Origin of the sequence: Xanthomonas sp. CFBP 8445 (assembly GCF_025666235.1) — a bacterium.
Taxonomy (GTDB): Bacteria; Pseudomonadota; Gammaproteobacteria; order Xanthomonadales; family Xanthomonadaceae; genus Xanthomonas_A; species Xanthomonas_A indica.
The window spans coordinates 4,556,094-4,571,684 of record NZ_CP102594.1 but is presented as its reverse complement, the minus strand read 5'-3'; the positions used below and the strand labels follow the sequence as shown (position 1 = coordinate 4,571,684).

The 15,591-nt window shown below is 70.4% G+C and carries 14 protein-coding genes and 1 pseudogene; 8 read left to right on the top strand and 7 right to left on the bottom strand.

Going from position 1 to position 15,591, the window contains the following annotated elements:
- Positions 1–8: 8 nt before the first annotated feature.
- Both NUG21_RS19800 and NUG21_RS19795 read left to right on the top strand, forming a co-directional pair.
- Positions 9–941 carry an MBL fold metallo-hydrolase gene (locus NUG21_RS19800; protein WP_263391803.1) on the top strand — a complete coding sequence of 311 codons (933 nt, stop codon included), beginning with the start codon at positions 9–11 and terminating at the stop codon, positions 939–941.
- 107 nt (positions 942–1,048) lie between these two features.
- Positions 1,049–1,159 (top strand): annotated as a pseudogene (locus NUG21_RS19795) (peptidase); the annotation flags it as partial.
- 367 nt (positions 1,160–1,526) lie between these two features.
- On the opposite strand, the gene NUG21_RS19790 reads toward NUG21_RS19795, so the two are convergent.
- Positions 1,527–2,141, bottom strand: a complete 615-nt coding sequence (locus NUG21_RS19790) for a hypothetical protein (protein WP_019797324.1) — start codon at positions 2,139–2,141, stop codon at positions 1,527–1,529.
- A gap of 439 nt (positions 2,142–2,580) precedes the next feature.
- Positions 2,581–2,991, bottom strand: a complete 411-nt coding sequence (locus tag NUG21_RS19785; RefSeq protein WP_263391802.1) for a Rap1a/Tai family immunity protein — start codon at positions 2,989–2,991, stop codon at positions 2,581–2,583.
- 122 nt (positions 2,992–3,113) lie between these two features.
- On the opposite strand from NUG21_RS19785, the gene yedA reads away from it, so the two are divergent.
- Together yedA and rarD are read left to right on the top strand one after the other, a co-directional pair.
- Positions 3,114–4,010: a drug/metabolite exporter YedA gene (gene yedA / locus NUG21_RS19780; protein WP_263391801.1), complete on the top strand. Its 897-nt coding sequence runs from the start codon at positions 3,114–3,116 to the stop codon at positions 4,008–4,010.
- A complete protein-coding gene (rarD, locus tag NUG21_RS19775) occupies positions 4,007–4,924 on the top strand; it encodes an EamA family transporter RarD (RefSeq protein ID WP_263391800.1) in 918 nt (305 codons plus the stop codon). Before yedA ends, rarD begins: the two co-directional genes overlap by 4 nt.
- Before the next feature lie 100 nt (positions 4,925–5,024).
- On the opposite strand, the gene NUG21_RS19770 is transcribed toward rarD, so the two are convergent.
- The 5 genes from NUG21_RS19770 to NUG21_RS19750 all read right to left on the bottom strand — a co-directional run bounded on the left by NUG21_RS19770 (position 5,025) and on the right by NUG21_RS19750 (position 11,610).
- Positions 5,025–6,167 carry an alpha/beta fold hydrolase gene (locus NUG21_RS19770; protein ID WP_263391799.1) on the bottom strand — a complete coding sequence of 381 codons (1,143 nt, stop codon included), beginning with the start codon at positions 6,165–6,167 and terminating at the stop codon, positions 5,025–5,027.
- A 150-nt stretch (positions 6,168–6,317) separates the two neighbouring features.
- Entirely contained in the window at positions 6,318–7,628 is a 1,311-nt protein-coding gene (locus tag NUG21_RS19765) for an ABC transporter permease (protein ID WP_263391798.1), read from the bottom strand.
- 64 nt (positions 7,629–7,692) lie between these two features.
- Positions 7,693–8,850 carry an ABC transporter permease gene (locus NUG21_RS19760; protein ID WP_263391797.1) on the bottom strand — a complete coding sequence of 386 codons (1,158 nt, stop codon included), beginning with the start codon at positions 8,848–8,850 and terminating at the stop codon, positions 7,693–7,695.
- Between the two features lie 13 nt (positions 8,851–8,863).
- The gene (locus tag NUG21_RS19755) at positions 8,864–9,553 is read right to left on the bottom strand and encodes an ABC transporter ATP-binding protein (RefSeq protein ID WP_010340093.1); all 690 of its coding nucleotides are present in this window, start codon (positions 9,551–9,553) and stop codon (positions 8,864–8,866) included.
- A gap of 812 nt (positions 9,554–10,365) precedes the next feature.
- On the bottom strand, positions 10,366–11,610 hold the full coding sequence (locus NUG21_RS19750) for an efflux RND transporter periplasmic adaptor subunit (protein WP_263391796.1): 1,245 nt from the start codon (positions 11,608–11,610) through the stop codon (positions 10,366–10,368).
- 250 nt (positions 11,611–11,860) lie between these two features.
- Between NUG21_RS19750 and NUG21_RS19745 the strand changes: the two genes are divergently transcribed.
- The 4 genes from NUG21_RS19745 to NUG21_RS19730 all read left to right on the top strand — a co-directional run bounded on the left by NUG21_RS19745 (position 11,861) and on the right by NUG21_RS19730 (position 15,503).
- Positions 11,861–12,763, top strand: coding sequence for an ABC transporter ATP-binding protein (locus NUG21_RS19745; RefSeq protein ID WP_263391795.1), 903 nt, complete (start codon positions 11,861–11,863; stop codon positions 12,761–12,763).
- Positions 12,760–13,545, top strand: coding sequence for an ABC transporter permease (locus NUG21_RS19740; RefSeq protein ID WP_263391794.1), 786 nt, complete (start codon positions 12,760–12,762; stop codon positions 13,543–13,545). The genes NUG21_RS19745 and NUG21_RS19740 overlap by 4 nt, the downstream gene beginning before the upstream one ends.
- Before the next feature lie 79 nt (positions 13,546–13,624).
- Complete coding sequence (locus NUG21_RS19735; protein ID WP_263391793.1) at positions 13,625–14,848, top strand: sensor histidine kinase; 1,224 nt, start codon at positions 13,625–13,627, stop codon at positions 14,846–14,848.
- Positions 14,849–14,900: 52 nt separating this feature from the next.
- Entirely contained in the window at positions 14,901–15,503 is a 603-nt protein-coding gene (locus NUG21_RS19730; protein ID WP_160946104.1) for a response regulator transcription factor, read from the top strand.
- The last annotated feature ends 88 nt before the right edge of the window (positions 15,504–15,591 follow it).

Below are 15,591 nucleotides of genomic sequence, written 5' to 3'. Positions count from 1 at the left end.
TCTGCGCCATGCCACGCGATCCCAGCATCCATCTCGTCGATACCGGCTTCCAGCGCGCGCAGTTCGATGCCGCCTACCTGATCGTGGAGAACGGGCGCGGCGCCTTCGTCGACTGCGGTACCAGCCATGCGGTGCCAGTGCTGCTGGAGGCATTGGCGCACGCCGGCCTGGCGCCGGCCGACGTGGACTGGCTGATCCTCACCCACGTGCATCTGGACCACGCCGGCGGTGCCGGTGCGCTGCTGCAGCACCTGCCGAACGCGCGCCTGCTGGTGCATCCGCGCGGCGCGCCGCACATGATCGATCCGGCGCGGCTGATCGCCGGCGCCACCGCGGTGTACGGCGAGGCGGAGATGGCGCGCAGCTACGGCAGCATTCTGCCGGTGCCGGCAGAGCGCGTGGTGGTGGCCGAGGACGGCCATCGCGTGTCGCTGGCTGGGCGCGAACTGCTGTGCATCGACACACCTGGGCACGCACGGCATCACCTGTGCGTGTGGGACGCACGCAGCCGCAGCTGGTTCAGTGGCGACACCTTCGGCCTGTCCTATCGCGAACTGGACAGCGCGCACGGTGCGTTCGCGATCCCGACTTCGTCGCCCGTGCAGTTCGAGCCGGAGGCGATGCAGGCCTCGATCCAGCGCATGCTCGGCTACGCCCCGCAGACGCTGTATCTCACCCACTACGGCCCGGTGGCAGGCGCAGAAACGCTGGCGGCGGAACTGCAGGAACAGCTGGAGGCGATGGTGGCGATCGCGCGCGGCTGCGACGGCCGTTCCGACCGCCATCGTTGCCTTGTCGCGGCGCTGACCGCCTTGTATCTGGAGCGCGCGCGGCTGCATGGCTGTCCGCTGGACGATGCCGGCGTGGAGCGCGTGCTGCACATGGACATCGAGCTCAACGCGCAGGGCCTGGCCTGCTGGCTGGACCGCCCCTCGCGCTGAACGGCAGCTCGCCTCGCGCACGCAAAAGCGTCGCCGCGCTGTCTCGGCGCGACGCCATTCTCTACACTGTGCGGCCCGCTTGTTGCCAGGTCGTGACCGTGAACCCGATGCGCATGTTGCTGCTGTCCGCTTCCCTGTTCATGGGAGATGCGGCACAGGCGGCCAACGATGCGCTGGCCGGCGAGACGGGCGGCGACGCCGACGCACTGGAGCGGCATGCGTCGCCGGCGGCGTGCGATGCCTCTGAAGGCCGTGGCCCGGCGATGCCGGGCTGAGCGATCTTGCAGGAGGACGATGCCGGGTCTGCGGCATCGCTGGCCACCACGGCAAGCCGGTTGCGCAGTGCTGGCGCCTGTTGGCGATGGCCGCCGACGCGCACGGTTGCGCTGGGTGTCGCGGCAGAAGGGACTTCCCAATCGTGCTGCAGGGTCATCCGTAGGAGCGGCTTCAGCCGCGACGGGCGTTATCGGTCACGCCTGTCGCGGCTGAAGCCGCCCTACGGGGGACGTGCGCTGTCGGGCGCGTCGTGACGAGAAGGGCCGCTGACCGGTCAGACGCACGCTGGCGCTGCAGGGCGGCCGCCGCTCAGGCAGTGGTATCGATCAACCCGCCGACGATGCCCTGATTGAGCAGATCGCCGGTCACCGTGCCGCTGAGGCTGGGATTGGACTGCAGCAGCGACGACAACTGCGGGGTCAGGCCCTGGCTGCTGAAGACGCCAGAGGCGTTGTACAGGCCGGGGGTCGACGGCGGCGCGGTGATGGTGCCGAGCAGGCCCTGGTCGTACGTCTGGGTAGCCTGGTCGAGGGTGGGATACGGCGAGGTGGTCGTCGAGGTCGAGGTGCCGGTGCCGCTGGTCGACGTCGAGGGATCGGTGCTGGACCCGGAGGTGCCGGTGGTGGCGGTCGAACTCGCGTCGCTCGGGCCCGCGCTGACGATGCTGTTGAACAGCCCGGCTGCGTTGTAGGTCAGGCCCGTGTCGGCCGGGATGGTCCCCGCGAGGCCGCCGAGGCCGAAGATCAACGAGGCGTCGCCGGACAGTTCCACGGCCTGCTGCACGGCGGCCGGGTCGTTGCTGCTGACCACCGGATTGCCGGCCTGGGCCGCGTCGCTGGAGGCGCCGGGGGTGGAAAAGCCATACGGCGAGGCGCCATACGGAGTGACGGTGCCCAGCGGCGACAGTGCGGTATCGATGGCCATGGCGGTGCTCGGCGAGCAGGTGTGTGTGCGTACAGATACGCCCGTGCGGCTGAACCGTCTCTTAGGTCTTTCGGGGGACCGCGCAGCGCCGGTGCAGGCGCCAGCCGCGTCGGCATGGACGTCCACTGATCGGCGAAGACGTCAGTGCCGGAACTGCATTGAGCAGCACGCTCCTTGCGCGAGACCGATCGCGTTTCCTCCGCGGGGGCGCGGCGCGGGACGGCCGCGCACAGGGCGGCCGCTGACGCGTCGTGGCGCGCTCGTGCTGGCCTGCAACACCGGCCTGGTGGTGCAGATGGAACGCCGGGCGCCGCTGCGGCGGGTGGCGGCCGGCTGTGCTGCCACGGTGGATGACCCGCCGGCACTCGCTACGGTTATCGCGCCAGCTGTGGCGAATCACGGTCTCGCCGCGCCGACGCGGCCCTGCAGTCGGGCGCCCTCAGCGCGACGGGCGCCGCGGCGTGGACTTGCAGGGATACCGTTTGGCCAAGGCCTGCACGACCAGGTCGCTGGCGCGCGCGTCCAGGCGCGCGTCGGGCAGCGCGGCGAGATCGGCGACCAGTGCCTGGACATCCGGTGGACCGGACTGGCCGGCCGGTCGGCACCATCGCACGCCCTCGCTGCCGGCGGCGATGCCGAGCATGTATGCCGCCGCCGTGCGCGAGGACACCATGACCCGAAGTTCCTGCGGTTGCTGCGGGCCCAGGTCGGCCGCCAGCGAGCCGTCCAGCGGGGCTTCCAGCAACTGATGCCCGTTCAAGTCCCAGGGGGCACCAGGCGGACGTGCCGTGCTGGTGCTGCTGAGCGCGGCCAGCAAGGGCAGCGCGAGCCAGGTGCGGTGTGATGTCATCCACGACTCCTTTCTTGGCGAGTGATCTGCACGCCGCGGCAGCGCGACACGCGCGGGTGAGAGGGCTTGCGCGCAGAGCAGGTGCTCTAGAATAGCGCCCCTGCTGTCTCTGGCGCCGTCCGATGCCGTCTGCTCCTGTCGCTGCCGCGCCTGCGCGCGGCGGCTTCGTCGTTCTCGCCCTGTTCCTGGTCTACGTCGTCTGGGGCTCGACCTATCTGGCGATCCGCTTCGCCCTGGAAGGCGGCGCGCCGCCGCTGAGCGTGGTCTCCGGCACCCGCTTCGTGATCGCCGGCAGCGTGCTGTACGCGGTGCTGCGCTGGCGCGGCGTGGCCGCGCCCACGCCCGCGCAGTGGCGGCCGCTGGCCATGCTCGGCGCACTCATGCTGGTCTGCGGCAACGGCCTGGTGGTGCTGGCCGAGCGCCAGGTGTCGTCGGGGTTGGCGGCGGTGGCGGTGGCCTCGGTGCCGCTGTGGATGGCGCTGTTCGGCGCGCTGCGCGGCCACCATGCCAGCCGCGGCGAGTGGCTGGGTATCGTGGTCGGCTTCGCCGGGGTGGTGTGGCTCAACGCCGGCAGCAGTCTCACCGCCAGTCCGCTGGGCCTGGTGCTGCTGTTGATCGCGCCGATCGGCTGGGCGTTCGGCTCGGTGTGGTCGCGCGGGCGCGACCTGCCGATGCCGTTCATGGCGGCTGCCGGGCAGATGCTGTGTGGCGGCGTGATGCTGGTGGCGATCGGCCTGCTCAGCGGCGAACGCCTGCACACCCTGCCGAGCGCGCAGGGCCTGCTGGCGGTGGCCTACCTGTGCGTGTTCGGCTCGATCGTCGCCTTCACCGCCTACGTGTGGCTGCTGCAGAACGTGCGCCCGGCCCTGGCCGGCAGCTATGCCTACGTCAATCCGGTGATCGCGGTGGCGCTGGGCAGCTGGCTCGGCCAGGAGCGCTTCAGCGCCAGCGACGTCGGCGCGATGGCGGTGATCCTGGCCGGGGTGGTGGTGATCACCGTGGCGAGGACCCGGCGATGACCACGGCCTCCGCGCAGGACGCGCGGCGCGGGCTGTGGATCACCGCGGCGACCTTCGCCCTGTGGGGCGTGGTGCCGGTGTACTGGCACCTGCTGCAGGCGGTGCCGTCGCCGCACATCATCGCCCACCGGATCGTGTGGAGCACGCTGTTGGTGGTGGCCTGGCTGGTGTACAGCGCGCGCCTGCAGTGGTGGCGGCGCATCGCCGCGCAGCCGCGCGCGCTGGCCACGCTGGCGCTGAGCAGCCTGGCGATCGCCTTCAACTGGGGGCTGTACATCTGGGCGGTCAATGCCGGCCACGTGATCGAGACCAGCCTGGGCTACTTCATCAATCCGCTGGTCAACGTGCTGCTCGGGGTGCTGGTGCTGCACGAGCGGCTGCGCCCGTTGCAGTGGCTGGCGGTGGCCTGTGCCGCGCTCGGCGTGGCCTGGCTGACCGTCGACGCCGGCACCCTGCCGTGGATCGCACTGGGTCTGGCCGGCTCGTTCGGGCTGTACGGCCTGCTGCGCAAGCTGGTGCAGGTGGATGCGGTGGCCGGGCTGGGCGTGGAGAGCCTGTACCTGTTCCTGCCGGCGCTGGGCTTCGTGCTGTGGGGCGAGGCCGGCCACGGCGGCGGCTTCACCGGCGGCTGGGGCTGGCGCAACGACCTGCTGCTGGTGTTCGGCGGCGTGGTCACCGCGGTGCCGCTGATCGGTTTCGCCTACGGCGTGCGGCGCATCCCGCTGTCGCTGGTCGGGCTGCTGCAGTACATCGCGCCGAGCCTGCAGTTGCTGCTGGGCGTGTGGTTCTTCCGCGAACCGTTCGACGCCGGCAAGGCGATCGGGTTTGCCGCGATCTGGGTTGGATTGCTGCTGTTCGCGGGCGAAAGTCTGTGGCGGTCGGGCGTGTGGCGGCGAGCGGGGATTAGGGATTAGGGATTCGGGATTTGCAAGAGCAGAAGCAGCGCAGCCCGCTGTTATGAATCCCCAATCCCGACTCCCCGCTTTCCACAGCCGAATGGCTGGTCATCCCGGCTCAGCCCCGGCTACCGTTCGCCGCCGGCTCACCCGTTAGCTGCAGCTCGGGGTCTGCACGCGGCGGCAGCGGCTGCGGGCAGCGGCCGCCGTGGCGCGGCGCCGGCAGCTCGGCGAACCAGTCCTCCACGGTCGGCGCCAGCAGGTCCAGCCGCATCGGCAGGCTCAGGTGGTTCTCGCCGGGCATCTCCAGGTAGTGCGCGCGCGGGGCGTCCAGCGCCAGCAGGCGGCCGTGCGCCACCGGGATGTGCTGGTCGGCGCTGCCGTGCAGCAGCAGCACGCAGGCCGGGGCGGCGCGCGCGGCGGCGGTGACGTCGACCTGGTCCAGGTTCAGCGCGAGGCGCTGGTTGGCGTTGGCGATCACCGCGTCCAGGTTCTGCCCGCCGTAGCGCCAGCGCGCCAGGTCCATCGCCGCGCTTGCCATCCAGCCGCGCGGGCGACTGGCGAGCATGTGCGGGATCATGTCGCGGATGCCGCGGCCGGCGTTGGCGAACGATTCCATCGCGACCACGCCATCGACCTGGTTGCCGAGCTTCTGCGCGGCGAACAGCGCAGTGGCCGCGCCATAGGACACGCCGAACAGGTACACCGGGCCCTGCACCTCGCCGCTGGCGCGCAGGGCGCGGATCACCGCGACCACGTCGTCGGACTCGCGGGTGCCGTAGCCGGCCGGGCCGCCGCCGGAGCGGCCGTGGTTGCGCAGGTCGATGCTGATGCTGCGGTAGCCGGCCTGGGCCAGGTCCAGCGACCACGGCAGCAGCGAGTCGCCGTCCATCATCCAGCCGTGCAGCAGCACCACGGTGCCGCGTGGGGCGGCGTGCGTGGCCGGCGCCGGGGTCGCCACCTCCATGGCGAAGTCGGCGTGCTCGTGGCCGCCGGCGTCGCGGCCGGCGTGCTCGTAGCGGTAGCGCATGTGGTAGTCGCCCGGGTCGATGGCGCGCCAGAAGATCGGGATGCCGCCCGGCACCACCACGTGGCCGCTGCGGTTGGGCAGGGTCGCCAGCAGGCTCTGGATGCGTTCCTCGTCCATCAGCGGCGACACGCCGCCCGGCGCGACCAGGCGGTCGCTGAGCGAGGTGGAGGAGCAGGCGCTCAGCCACAGGCTGGCGCAGAGGACGAGCAACAGGCGCAGGCGCGAGGACATGGGGGTGGCGGCGTGGAACCAAATGGCCGCGCAGGCTAGCGCCTCGGCGGCGGCCGTTCTACCGCGTTTCGATGACGAAACGATGACGCGTCATCCGCCATTGGGCCGGGCCGGGACAGGGGTCCCGGCCCGGTGCGTTCAGCGCTGGCGCTACAGCGCGCGCAGGGCGGTGGTGATCGGCAGGCGCGCCGCGCGCAATGCCGGGAACAGGCCGCCGACCAGGCCGATGCCCAGCGCCCACTTCAGTCCGGTCCACAGCAGCGGCGGGGACACCTTGAACTGGAACACCACCTGGCTGAAGTTGCTGCCCAGGGTGGAGACGCTGTAGCCGTTGAAGATCGCCCAGGCGATCAACCCGCCCAGCACCCCGCCGAGCAGCGCCAGCAGCATGGTCTCCAGCATCACCGCCATCACCACCGGCAGCCCGCGGAAGCCGAGCGCGCGCATGGTGGCGATCTCGCGGGCGCGGGTGGCGACCGCGGCGTACATGGTGTTGAGCGCGCCGAACACCGCGCCGATCGCCATGATGGTGCCGATGAAGGTGCCCAGGACCTCCAGCACCTTGCTGAGATTGCCGCCCTGCTTGCGGTAGTACTCGCGGGTGGTGAACACGTCCAGCTTCAGCCGCGGGTCCGCGTCCATCGCCGCCTTGAACTGGCGGAAGCCGTCCTGGCCCTGGGTGCGCACGCTGATCGACTGGTAGGCGCTGCGGTTGTAGGTGGTGGCCAGGGTCTGGGTGTCGGTCCACAACTCCGAGTCGTGCGCGTCGCCGCTGGCGAACACGCCGACCACGGTCCAGGTCTGGTTGCCCAGGGTCAGGGTCTGGCCGAGCTGCAGGCCGCGGAACTGCGACTGCGCGCCCTTGCCGACCACGATCTCGCGCAGGCCGGGGGTGAAGCGACGGCCCTGCAGGATCTTGACCTTGTCGTGCACCGCCCAGCCCTGCGCGCCGACGCCGCGAAACTGTGCGTTGACGTCGGTGCCGTCGGACTTGGACAGCAGGTTCACCACCTGCGACAGCTCCGGCGAGACCAGCGGGCGGTTGTCGGCGCCGCGCGCCACACCGGCCAGGCTGGCGATCAGCGGCACCTGGTCGCGGGTGATGACCGAGTTGGTCTCGGCCTGCGAGCCGCCACGCAGCACGATGGCGGTGGTGTCGTCGCCGGTGCTCTCCAGGGTCGCCTGGAAGCCCTGGCCCATCGCCAGCATCGCCACCAGCACGCCGACCACGCCGGCGATGCCGACCACGATCACCGAACTGGCGCCCCAGCGCTGCGGCAGGCTGGCGATGCCGATGCGCGCGGCGGCGAGCGACAGCCGGCCGCTGCGGGTGACCAGCAGCAGCACGGCGAGCACCGCCACCAGCGCCAGGACCATGAACCAGGGCAGGGCGATCCAGATTCCCAGGCCGATCGCCAGCGCCGCGATCGCCAGGACATTCCATAACCATTGCATCTTCATTGCGTTGTTCCTCGGGTCTGCGTCGCCGTCCGTGGCATCGATGTGCTGGAGAAAAAGCGCGGGCTCAACGCCCGGCCAGGGCGTCGACGATCTTCAGCCGCTGCGCGCGCAGCGCCGGCAGCAGGCCGACCACCACGCCGATGACCAGCATCAGCGCCGCGCCGATCAGCCAGGTCTGCACCGGCACCGCGTGCACCGGCAGCGCGCCGCGGCTGGCGCTGGCCAGCACCGGGATCGCCGCCGCCGCCAGCGCCATGCCGAGCAGGCCGCCGAGCACGATCAGCAAGACCGACTCCACGATCACCAGGGTCAGCACCGTGCGGTCCTGGAAGCCCAGGGTCTTGAGCGTGGCCAGTTCCGGGATGCGCTCGCGCACCGCCTGCGCCATGGTGTTGCCGGTGAGCAGCACCAGGGTGAAGAACACCGCGCCCATGATCGAGGTGACGATCAGGCCGATGTCGGCGAACTGCTTGACGAACGCCTGCTGGAACGCCGACTCGGTCTGCGACTTGGTCTCGTGGTCGGAGTTGGCCGACAGCGCATCGATCGCCTGCGCCACGCGCGAGGCGTGCTCCGGGTTGTCCAGCCGCACCGTGTACCAGCTGACCTTGCCCTTGATGTAGTCGTTGCTCTCGTCGAAGTACTTCCAGTTCATCATCAACTGGTTCTCGGCCTGCACGTTGGCGCGGTCCTTGGCGCGGAAGATCGCCTTCAGCTCCAGCGGCCAGTCGTTGCTGCCGCCACGCGGGAAGATGGTGGCCTGCAGCGGGATCACGTCGCCGACCTTCCAGCCGTACTTCTTCGCCAGCGCTTCGCCCACCGCCGCCCCGGTGCGGGTGTCGCGGAAGGCCTTGAGCTGCTCCGGCGGCAGTTCGTATTCGCTGTACACGTCGAAGAAGTTCGGCGCGACCGAGAAGTTCGGGAAGAAGTCCTTGGGATCCTTGTAGATGCCGCCGAACCACATCGCATAGGTCACGTCGCGCACGCCGGGCACGCTGCGGATCTGCGCTTCCAGGCGCACCGGCAGCGACTGGGTGATCGACAGGCGCGAGGCCACGACCAGGCGGTTGACTCCTTCCACCGAGCCGCCGGCGGTGAACGCCACGCGCACCGAGTCGAGCAGGCCGAACAGCAGGAACGCGACGATCACCGAGAACAGGGTCAGCACGGTCCGCGTCTTGCTGCGGAACAGTTGCGCCCAGATCAACGAGAAATACTTCATGGCATCGCCTCGCTCAGTGCGCGGCCGGCGCGTCGGCCAGCTCGCCCTTGTCCAGGTGCACGGTATGGGTGGCGTACTCGGCGGCCTTGGGATCGTGGGTGACCATGACGATGGTCTTGCCGTGGCTTCGGTTGAGTTCCTGCAGCAGGCCCAGCACGTCCTCGGCCGAGCGCCGGTCGAGGTCGCCAGTAGGTTCGTCGCAGATCAGGAAGGTGGGGTCGGAGACGATGGCGCGGGCGATGGCCACACGCTGCTGCTGGCCGCCGGACAGTTCGCTGGGCTTGTGGTTGCGGCGCTCGGCCAGGCCGACCAGGGTCAGCGCGATCTCGGCATTGCGCTTGCGCTGGGCGGCGCCGAGCGAGGTCAGCAGCAGCGGCAGTTCGACGTTCTTCTGCGCGGTGAGCATCGGCATCAGGTTGTAGAACTGGAACACGAAGCCGACGTGGTGGCTGCGCCAGGTGGCCAGCTGGCCACCGCTCATGCGGTCGATGCGCTGGCCTTCGATCTCGATCTCGCCGCCGCTGGGCGAGTCCAGCCCACCGATCAGGTTGAGCAGGGTGGTCTTGCCGGAGCCGGACGGGCCCATCAGGGCGACGAAGTCGCCGCGGGCGATATCCAGGTCGATGCCGTGCAGGACCTGGACTTTCTCGGGGCCGCGCTGGTAGGTCTTGGTGACGTTGCGCAGGGTGACGAGGGTGGACATGGTGGTGTTCCTGGCGGTGGACGAGATGGAGGCGATGCGGTCGCCGATGGCGGCGATGGGATTACCGTTGCTTTGCTTTTGCTTTTGATTTTTCTGTTGCTGTTGCAAGTGCAGCTGCAGTGGTTGTTGCTTCTGCCGTTGTCGTTGTTTTTGCTTTTGACTTGCCGGGTTCCCTTCCGAAGCGGCGGCCAGCGCGGGGAAAAACCCCGAAGGGGCGGCGTACATGGATGTACGCCGTCCGCGGCAGGGGCAGGATGCCCCTTCCGCGGATCCCCGGGCTGGACGCGGACCCGGAGCGCGTTAGCGCGGAGGGCGCGAGGCAGGGCGCGCTTTCTTTTGGTTACTTTTCTTTGCGCGAGCAAAGAAAAGTAACTCGCCCGCAAGGGCGAAAGCCTTTGCCGTTGCTGATGCTTTTGCTGTTAAAGCTCTAAAGCTTTAAACGCTTGAAGCAAGAGCAACAGCTTCCGCTAACGCGGGTCACTTTTCTTTGCTTGTGCAAAGAAAAGTAACCAAAAGAAAGCACACCCCGCAGCGCGCCCTCCGCGCTTCGCGCTCCGGGTTCGCAGCCACGACGGGGATTCGCGGAAGGGGCATCCTGCCCCTGCCGCGAACGGCGTACATCCATGTACGCCGCCCTTCGGGTTTTTCCCCGCCGTGGCTGCCGCGCCGAGGGGGCCCGGGTAAAGCAGAAGCAAAAGCAACGGCGCAACAGCAAAAGCAAAAGCAAAACAGCGACAGCGAACGCTATGTATTGCGGTTGCGGTATGGACGCGGTTGGAACATCGGGAAACCTTCGGTGAGACGACGTCGCATTACTGCGCCGCGGCCTCCGCCGTCTTCACCTGCATGCCGGCATGCAAGGCCTCTGGCGGATCCAGCACCACCGTGTCGCCGGCGGCCAGGCCGGACAGTACCTGGCGGTCGTCGCCCAGGGCGATGCCGGTCTTCAGCGCGCGCTGCTCGACCGTGTTGTCCTCCTTCACCGCGAACGCCACGTCCTGACCGGCGCGCTTGACGATCGCCGCGCCCGGCACCCGCACGCCCTGCGGCGTGTGTTGTGCCTGCGGCTGCGGCGCCTCCAGGAAACTGACCCGTACGCCCATCTCCGGCACGATCCGCGCGTCCTTCTGCTTCAGCGCCACCCGCACCTTCACCGTGGCCTTGCCGCGGTCGGCGGAGGGGATGATCGCGATCACCTCGGCCGGGATCTTCCAGTCCGGATACGCGTTGAGCACCGCTTCCACCGGCATGCCCGGCTTGACCCGGCCGATGTAGGACTCGCCCACCTCGACCTCGATTTCCAGCGAATCCATGTCGACGATGGTGCCGATGCCGGTGCGGGTGAAGCCGCCGCCGGCCGACAGCGGCGAGACGATCTCGCCCGGCTGCGCCGCCTTGGCGGTGACCACGCCGGAGAACGGCGCGCGCACGATGGTGTTGTCGACGTTGAGATCGGAGATCGACAGCTGGTTGCCGGCCACCGCCACGTTGCGCTGCGCATTCTGCAACTGCGCACGCAGGGCATCGCGCTGCGCCACCGCCTGCTCGTACTGCGAACGCGAGACCAGTTGCTGGCCGGCCAGGGTCTGCAGCCGCTGCGCGTCGGCGTCGGCCTGGCGTACCTGCGCCTGCATGTTGGCCACCAGGCTGCGCGCCGCGTCCAGTTGCGAGGCCGACAGCACCCGCTGCGCGTTGGCGTCGATCGGGTCCAGTGTCGCCATCACCTGGCCTTCCTCCACGCGCATGCCTTCCTCGATGCGCACCTCGCGGACCTTGCCGGTGATCTTGGCCGAGACCGTGGCCATGCGCCGCGCCACCACGTAGCCGCTGGCGTCCAGCACCGAGGCACTGCTGCTGCCGGGGGCGATCGCCACCACCGCGGCGGTGCGCACCTCCAGCGGCTTGCTGCGGCCGAACAGCAGCCAGGCGCCGGCGCCGAGGGTGAGCAGCACCACCAGCAGCACGGCGATCCACAGCCCGCGCCGCGACGGCGGTTCGCTCGGCGGCGCCTTGCGGTCGATACGGAGTTCCTTGAGCAGGTCGGAGGAAGTACTCATCGTGTCCTTGAACGAAACGGTCGGCGCGCTGCAGTGTGCGAGTCCCGGGCCGCCGTGGGCATGGCCGGAAGTCACTTTCTGCGGTGCGCTGTAGCGGGAGAACGCCGCCCCTCGGCGTGGACCGCAGCATGCGGCAATCGTGCCGGGGCTGCCAGTGACAGATGTCATTCGATGCAGTTGACGCGCCGCACTGGGACGCGTCCCCGCCGCGGCGCAGCCTAGGCACTCCCTGCCACCACCGGAGTGTCCCATGCCCGACCACGATGCGTTGCCGCTGGCGCAGCTCAGCGGCGTCCACAAGCGCTACGGCGCGCTGGTCGCGCTCGATGGCGTCGACCTGCAGTTGCACCGCGGCCAGTTGCTGGCGCTGCTGGGCGCCAACGGCGCCGGCAAGAGCACCGCGGTGGGCCTGCTGCTCGGGCTGCAGACGCCCGATGCCGGCAGTGTGCGCCTGTGCGGGCGGGAGCCGCGCTCGCTGGCGGCGCGCCGCCAGACAGGGGCGATGCTGCAGACCGCCGGGCTGCCGGAGACGCTGCGCGTGGGCGAACTGCTGCTGCAGGCGCGCGGTTACTACCCGCGCCCGCGCAGCGTCGCCGATTGCGTGGCGCTGGCCGGGTTGGATGGGCTAATGGCGCGCCGCTACGGCCAGCTGTCCGGCGGCCAGCAGCGGCGCGTGCAGTTCGCGATGGCGATCTGCGGGCGGCCGCAGGTGCTGTTCCTGGACGAGCCCAGCACCGGCCTGGACATCGAGGCGCGGCAGGGCCTGTGGCGGGCGATCCGCGAACTGGTCGCCGACGGCTGTGCGGTGCTGCTGACCACGCACTATCTGGAAGAAGCCGAGGCGCTGGCCGATCGGGTGGCGGTGCTGCAGCGCGGCACGCTGATCGCCGAGGGCGGTGTCGCCGACCTGCGTGCGCGCTTCGAGCAATGCACCATCCGCTGCCGCAGCGCGTTGCCGGCGGCCCAGGTGGCGCAGTGGCCGCAGGTGCGCCGCGCCGACACCCGCGATGGGGTGCTCGAGGTGGTCGCCGAGCCGGCCGAGCCGGTGGTGGCGCGGCTGCTCGCCAGCGATCCGGCGCTGACGGCGCTGGAAGTGCGCCGCGCCGGCCTCGCCGACGCCTTTCTCGCCCTCACCCGTGCGGAGGCCGCATGAACCCGAGCGATTTTCCTGTTGCTTCGCCGCCGGCCGCCTGGTCGCTGCGCGACCAGCTCGCGCTGCTGCTGCGCGAGATCCGTTACGAGGTGCTGCGCTGGCTGCGCACGCCGTCGTTCGCCTTGCCGACGTTGCTGTTCCCGCCGCTGTTCTACCTGCTGTTCGGCGTGCTGCTCAATCATGGGCGCCACGACGCAGCGGTGTACCTGATGGCTAGCTACAGCGTGTTCGGGGTGATGGCGCCGGCGCTGTTCGGGTTCGGCGTCGGCCTGGCCCTGGACCGCGAGCGCGGCCTGCTGGCGCTGAAGCGGGCGATGCCGGTACCGCCGATGGCGCTGCTGCTGGCGCGGACCGCGCTGGCAATGGCGTTCGCGCTGGCGATCGGGGTGTTGCTGCAGGTGCTGGCCGCGTTGCTCGGCGGGGTCATGCTGAGCCCGGGGCAGCGGCTCTGGCTGCTGCTGATCGATGTGCTGGGCACGCTGCCGTTCTGCGCGATCGGGCTGGCGCTGGGGACCTACGCCGGCGGCAGCGGCGCGCCGGCGCTGGTCAACCTGATCTATCTGCCGATGGCGTTCCTGTCGGGGCTGTGGATCCCGCTGCAGTTGCTGCCGGCGTGGCTGACCACGCTGGCGCCGCTGTGGCCGTCCTACCACCTGGGCCAACTGGCGCTGCGCGTGGTCGGGCAGAGCGACGGCCATGGCAGTGCCGGCCACGTCGCTGCGCTGCTGGCGGTGACGGTGGTGTTCTACGCACTGGCGCAGCGGCGCCTGCGCCGCGGCTGATGGCACGCCGTGCCGATCCCGGCGTCGCCGCGCGGTTCCGCACGCCGGCGCCTTCGCTAAGCTATGCGCCGCGGCGGCCATGCCGCCCTGGGAGCCCGACGTGATCGCCTTGCTGCACGCCTCGCCAGACTCGCTGATTGCCCGCCGCATCGGTTGGAGTTCCGCCAAGTCCAGCACCCACTGGTTCGTGTGGCTGTCGCTGGTGTGGTCGATCTGGCTGTTCGTCACCCCGCTGTACGAGCCGCACTACTTCCGCAACTGGTTCCCGCTGACGCTGGCCAGCTATGCGGTGTTCCTCGCCCTGTACTACGTGGCCTATTACCTCCACCGGCGCTACCTGCCCTGGTGCGTGGCGGGCATGGCGGCGCTGGCGTTCGTGCTGCTGCCGTACAACCCCGGTGCGCAGTGCTACATCATTTATGCCTGTGCCTTCCTGGCGTTCTGCCTGGAGCCGGTGCGGGCGGTGGCGGCGATGCTGCTGGTGCTGGCCTTGTTCGCGCTGGCCTGGATGCTGCGCGGCTGGTCGCCGCTGTACATGGTCAGCGCGGTGGTGGTCGGCCTGTCGGTGGGGCTGATGAACATCAGCTTCGAACGCCGTGCGCGCGGCGAGGCGCAACTGCGCCTGAGTCACGAGGAAGTGCGGCGCCTGGCGGCGGTGGCCGAGCGCGAGCGCATCGGCCGCGACCTGCACGACCTGCTCGGCCATACCCTGTCGCTGGTGGCGCTGAAGTCGGACCTGGCCACGCGCCTGCTCGCCCGCGACGCGGCCGCGGCGCAGCGCGAGATGGAGGAGGTGGGCCAGGTCGCACGCGAGGCGCTGGGCCAAGTGCGGCGCGCGGTCAGCGGCATCCGCGCCGCGCAATTGGCGGCGGAGATCGCCGCGGCCAAGCTGCTGCTGGAATCGTCGGGGGTGACGTTCCGCTACCAGGTCGAAGCCTTGCCGCCATGCCCGCAGCTGGAGACGGTGTTCGCGCTGGTGCTGCGCGAGGCCGCCACCAACATCCAGCGCCATGCCCGCGCCAATCACGCGCAGTTGCGGCTGTGGTGCGAGCGCGGCCAGGCCCTGCTGGAACTGCGCGACGACGGCCGCGGCGGCGCGCTGCAGCCGGGCACCGGGCTGAGCAGCATGCGCGAACGGCTGGAGGCGGTGGGCGGCAGCCTGCGCATCGCCTCCGAGCGCGGCCTGGGCACCTGCCTGGTCGCCGCGGCGCCGTTGCCGCGGGTCGAGGCGGCCGTCGTGCCGGAGGCCGCAACGGCGGCGCGGAGGCCCGCCCCGGCCGACCAGGACGCCGCGCTCGGCTGAGCGCCGGCCCGGCCCGGGCACTACAATGGGCCGACAAGGACCGGGGGGTGCCGTGATTCGTTTAGTGCTGGCGGAGGACCAGGCGATGGTGCGTGGTGCGCTGGGCGCACTGCTGGGCCTGGAAGCGGATCTGGACGTGGTCGCCAGCGCGGCCGACGGCGAGGCCGCCTGGCGCGCACTGCAGGCGCACTCCCCGGATCTGCTGGTCACCGATATCGAGATGCCCGGCCTCAGCGGCCTGGAACTGGCCCAGCGCATCCAGCGCCAGCAGCTGCCGGTACGCGTCGTCATCGTCACCACCTTCGCCCGCCCCGGCTTCTTGCGGCGCGCGCTGGACGCCGGAGTCGGCGGCTACCTGCTCAAGGACGCGCCGCCGCAGCGGCTGATCGAGGCGATCCGCCAGGTCCACCGCGGCGGCCGCGCGATCGATCCGGAACTGGCGCTGGAAGCCTGGTCGGAGGCCGACCCGCTCAACGACCGCGAGCGCCAGGTGCTGCGCTTGGCCGGCGAGGGCGCCTCGGCCGGCGACATCGCCACGCAGCTGGGGCTGTCGTCGGGCACGGTGCGCAACTACCTGTCCGAGGCGATCGGCAAGCTCGGCGCCGGCAACCGCATCGAGGCGGCGCGGCTGGCGCGGCAGAAGGGCTGGCTGTGACGCGGCATGCCGTTCGGCCTGCAACTTGCATGGCTCCCTGCGCTTGACTGCGCAGCGCAGTGCAGGGCGCGCGCGGCCTCCCACCCAC

Excerpts from the sequence above, each read along its gene's own strand:
- NUG21_RS19765 (WP_263391798.1), bottom strand. The coding sequence starts at position 7,628 with ATGAAGATGCAATGGTTATGGAATGTCCTGGCGATCGCGGCGCTGGCG.
- NUG21_RS19800 (WP_263391803.1), top strand. The coding sequence starts at position 9 with ATGCCACGCGATCCCAGCATCCATCTCGTCGATACCGGCTTCCAGCGC.
- NUG21_RS19785 (WP_263391802.1), bottom strand. The coding sequence starts at position 2,991 with ATGACATCACACCGCACCTGGCTCGCGCTGCCCTTGCTGGCCGCGCTC.
- NUG21_RS19755 (WP_010340093.1), bottom strand. The coding sequence starts at position 9,553 with ATGTCCACCCTCGTCACCCTGCGCAACGTCACCAAGACCTACCAGCGC.
- rarD (WP_263391800.1), top strand. The coding sequence starts at position 4,007 with ATGACCACGGCCTCCGCGCAGGACGCGCGGCGCGGGCTGTGGATCACC.
- NUG21_RS19790 (WP_019797324.1), bottom strand. The coding sequence starts at position 2,141 with ATGGCCATCGATACCGCACTGTCGCCGCTGGGCACCGTCACTCCGTAT.
- yedA (WP_263391801.1), top strand. The coding sequence starts at position 3,114 with ATGCCGTCTGCTCCTGTCGCTGCCGCGCCTGCGCGCGGCGGCTTCGTC.
- NUG21_RS19750 (WP_263391796.1), bottom strand. The coding sequence starts at position 11,610 with ATGAGTACTTCCTCCGACCTGCTCAAGGAACTCCGTATCGACCGCAAG.
- NUG21_RS19740 (WP_263391794.1), top strand. The coding sequence starts at position 12,760 with ATGAACCCGAGCGATTTTCCTGTTGCTTCGCCGCCGGCCGCCTGGTCG.
- NUG21_RS19735 (WP_263391793.1), top strand. The coding sequence starts at position 13,625 with ATGCCGCCCTGGGAGCCCGACGTGATCGCCTTGCTGCACGCCTCGCCA.
- NUG21_RS19745 (WP_263391795.1), top strand. The coding sequence starts at position 11,861 with ATGCCCGACCACGATGCGTTGCCGCTGGCGCAGCTCAGCGGCGTCCAC.
- NUG21_RS19760 (WP_263391797.1), bottom strand. The coding sequence starts at position 8,850 with ATGAAGTATTTCTCGTTGATCTGGGCGCAACTGTTCCGCAGCAAGACG.
- NUG21_RS19770 (WP_263391799.1), bottom strand. The coding sequence starts at position 6,167 with ATGTCCTCGCGCCTGCGCCTGTTGCTCGTCCTCTGCGCCAGCCTGTGG.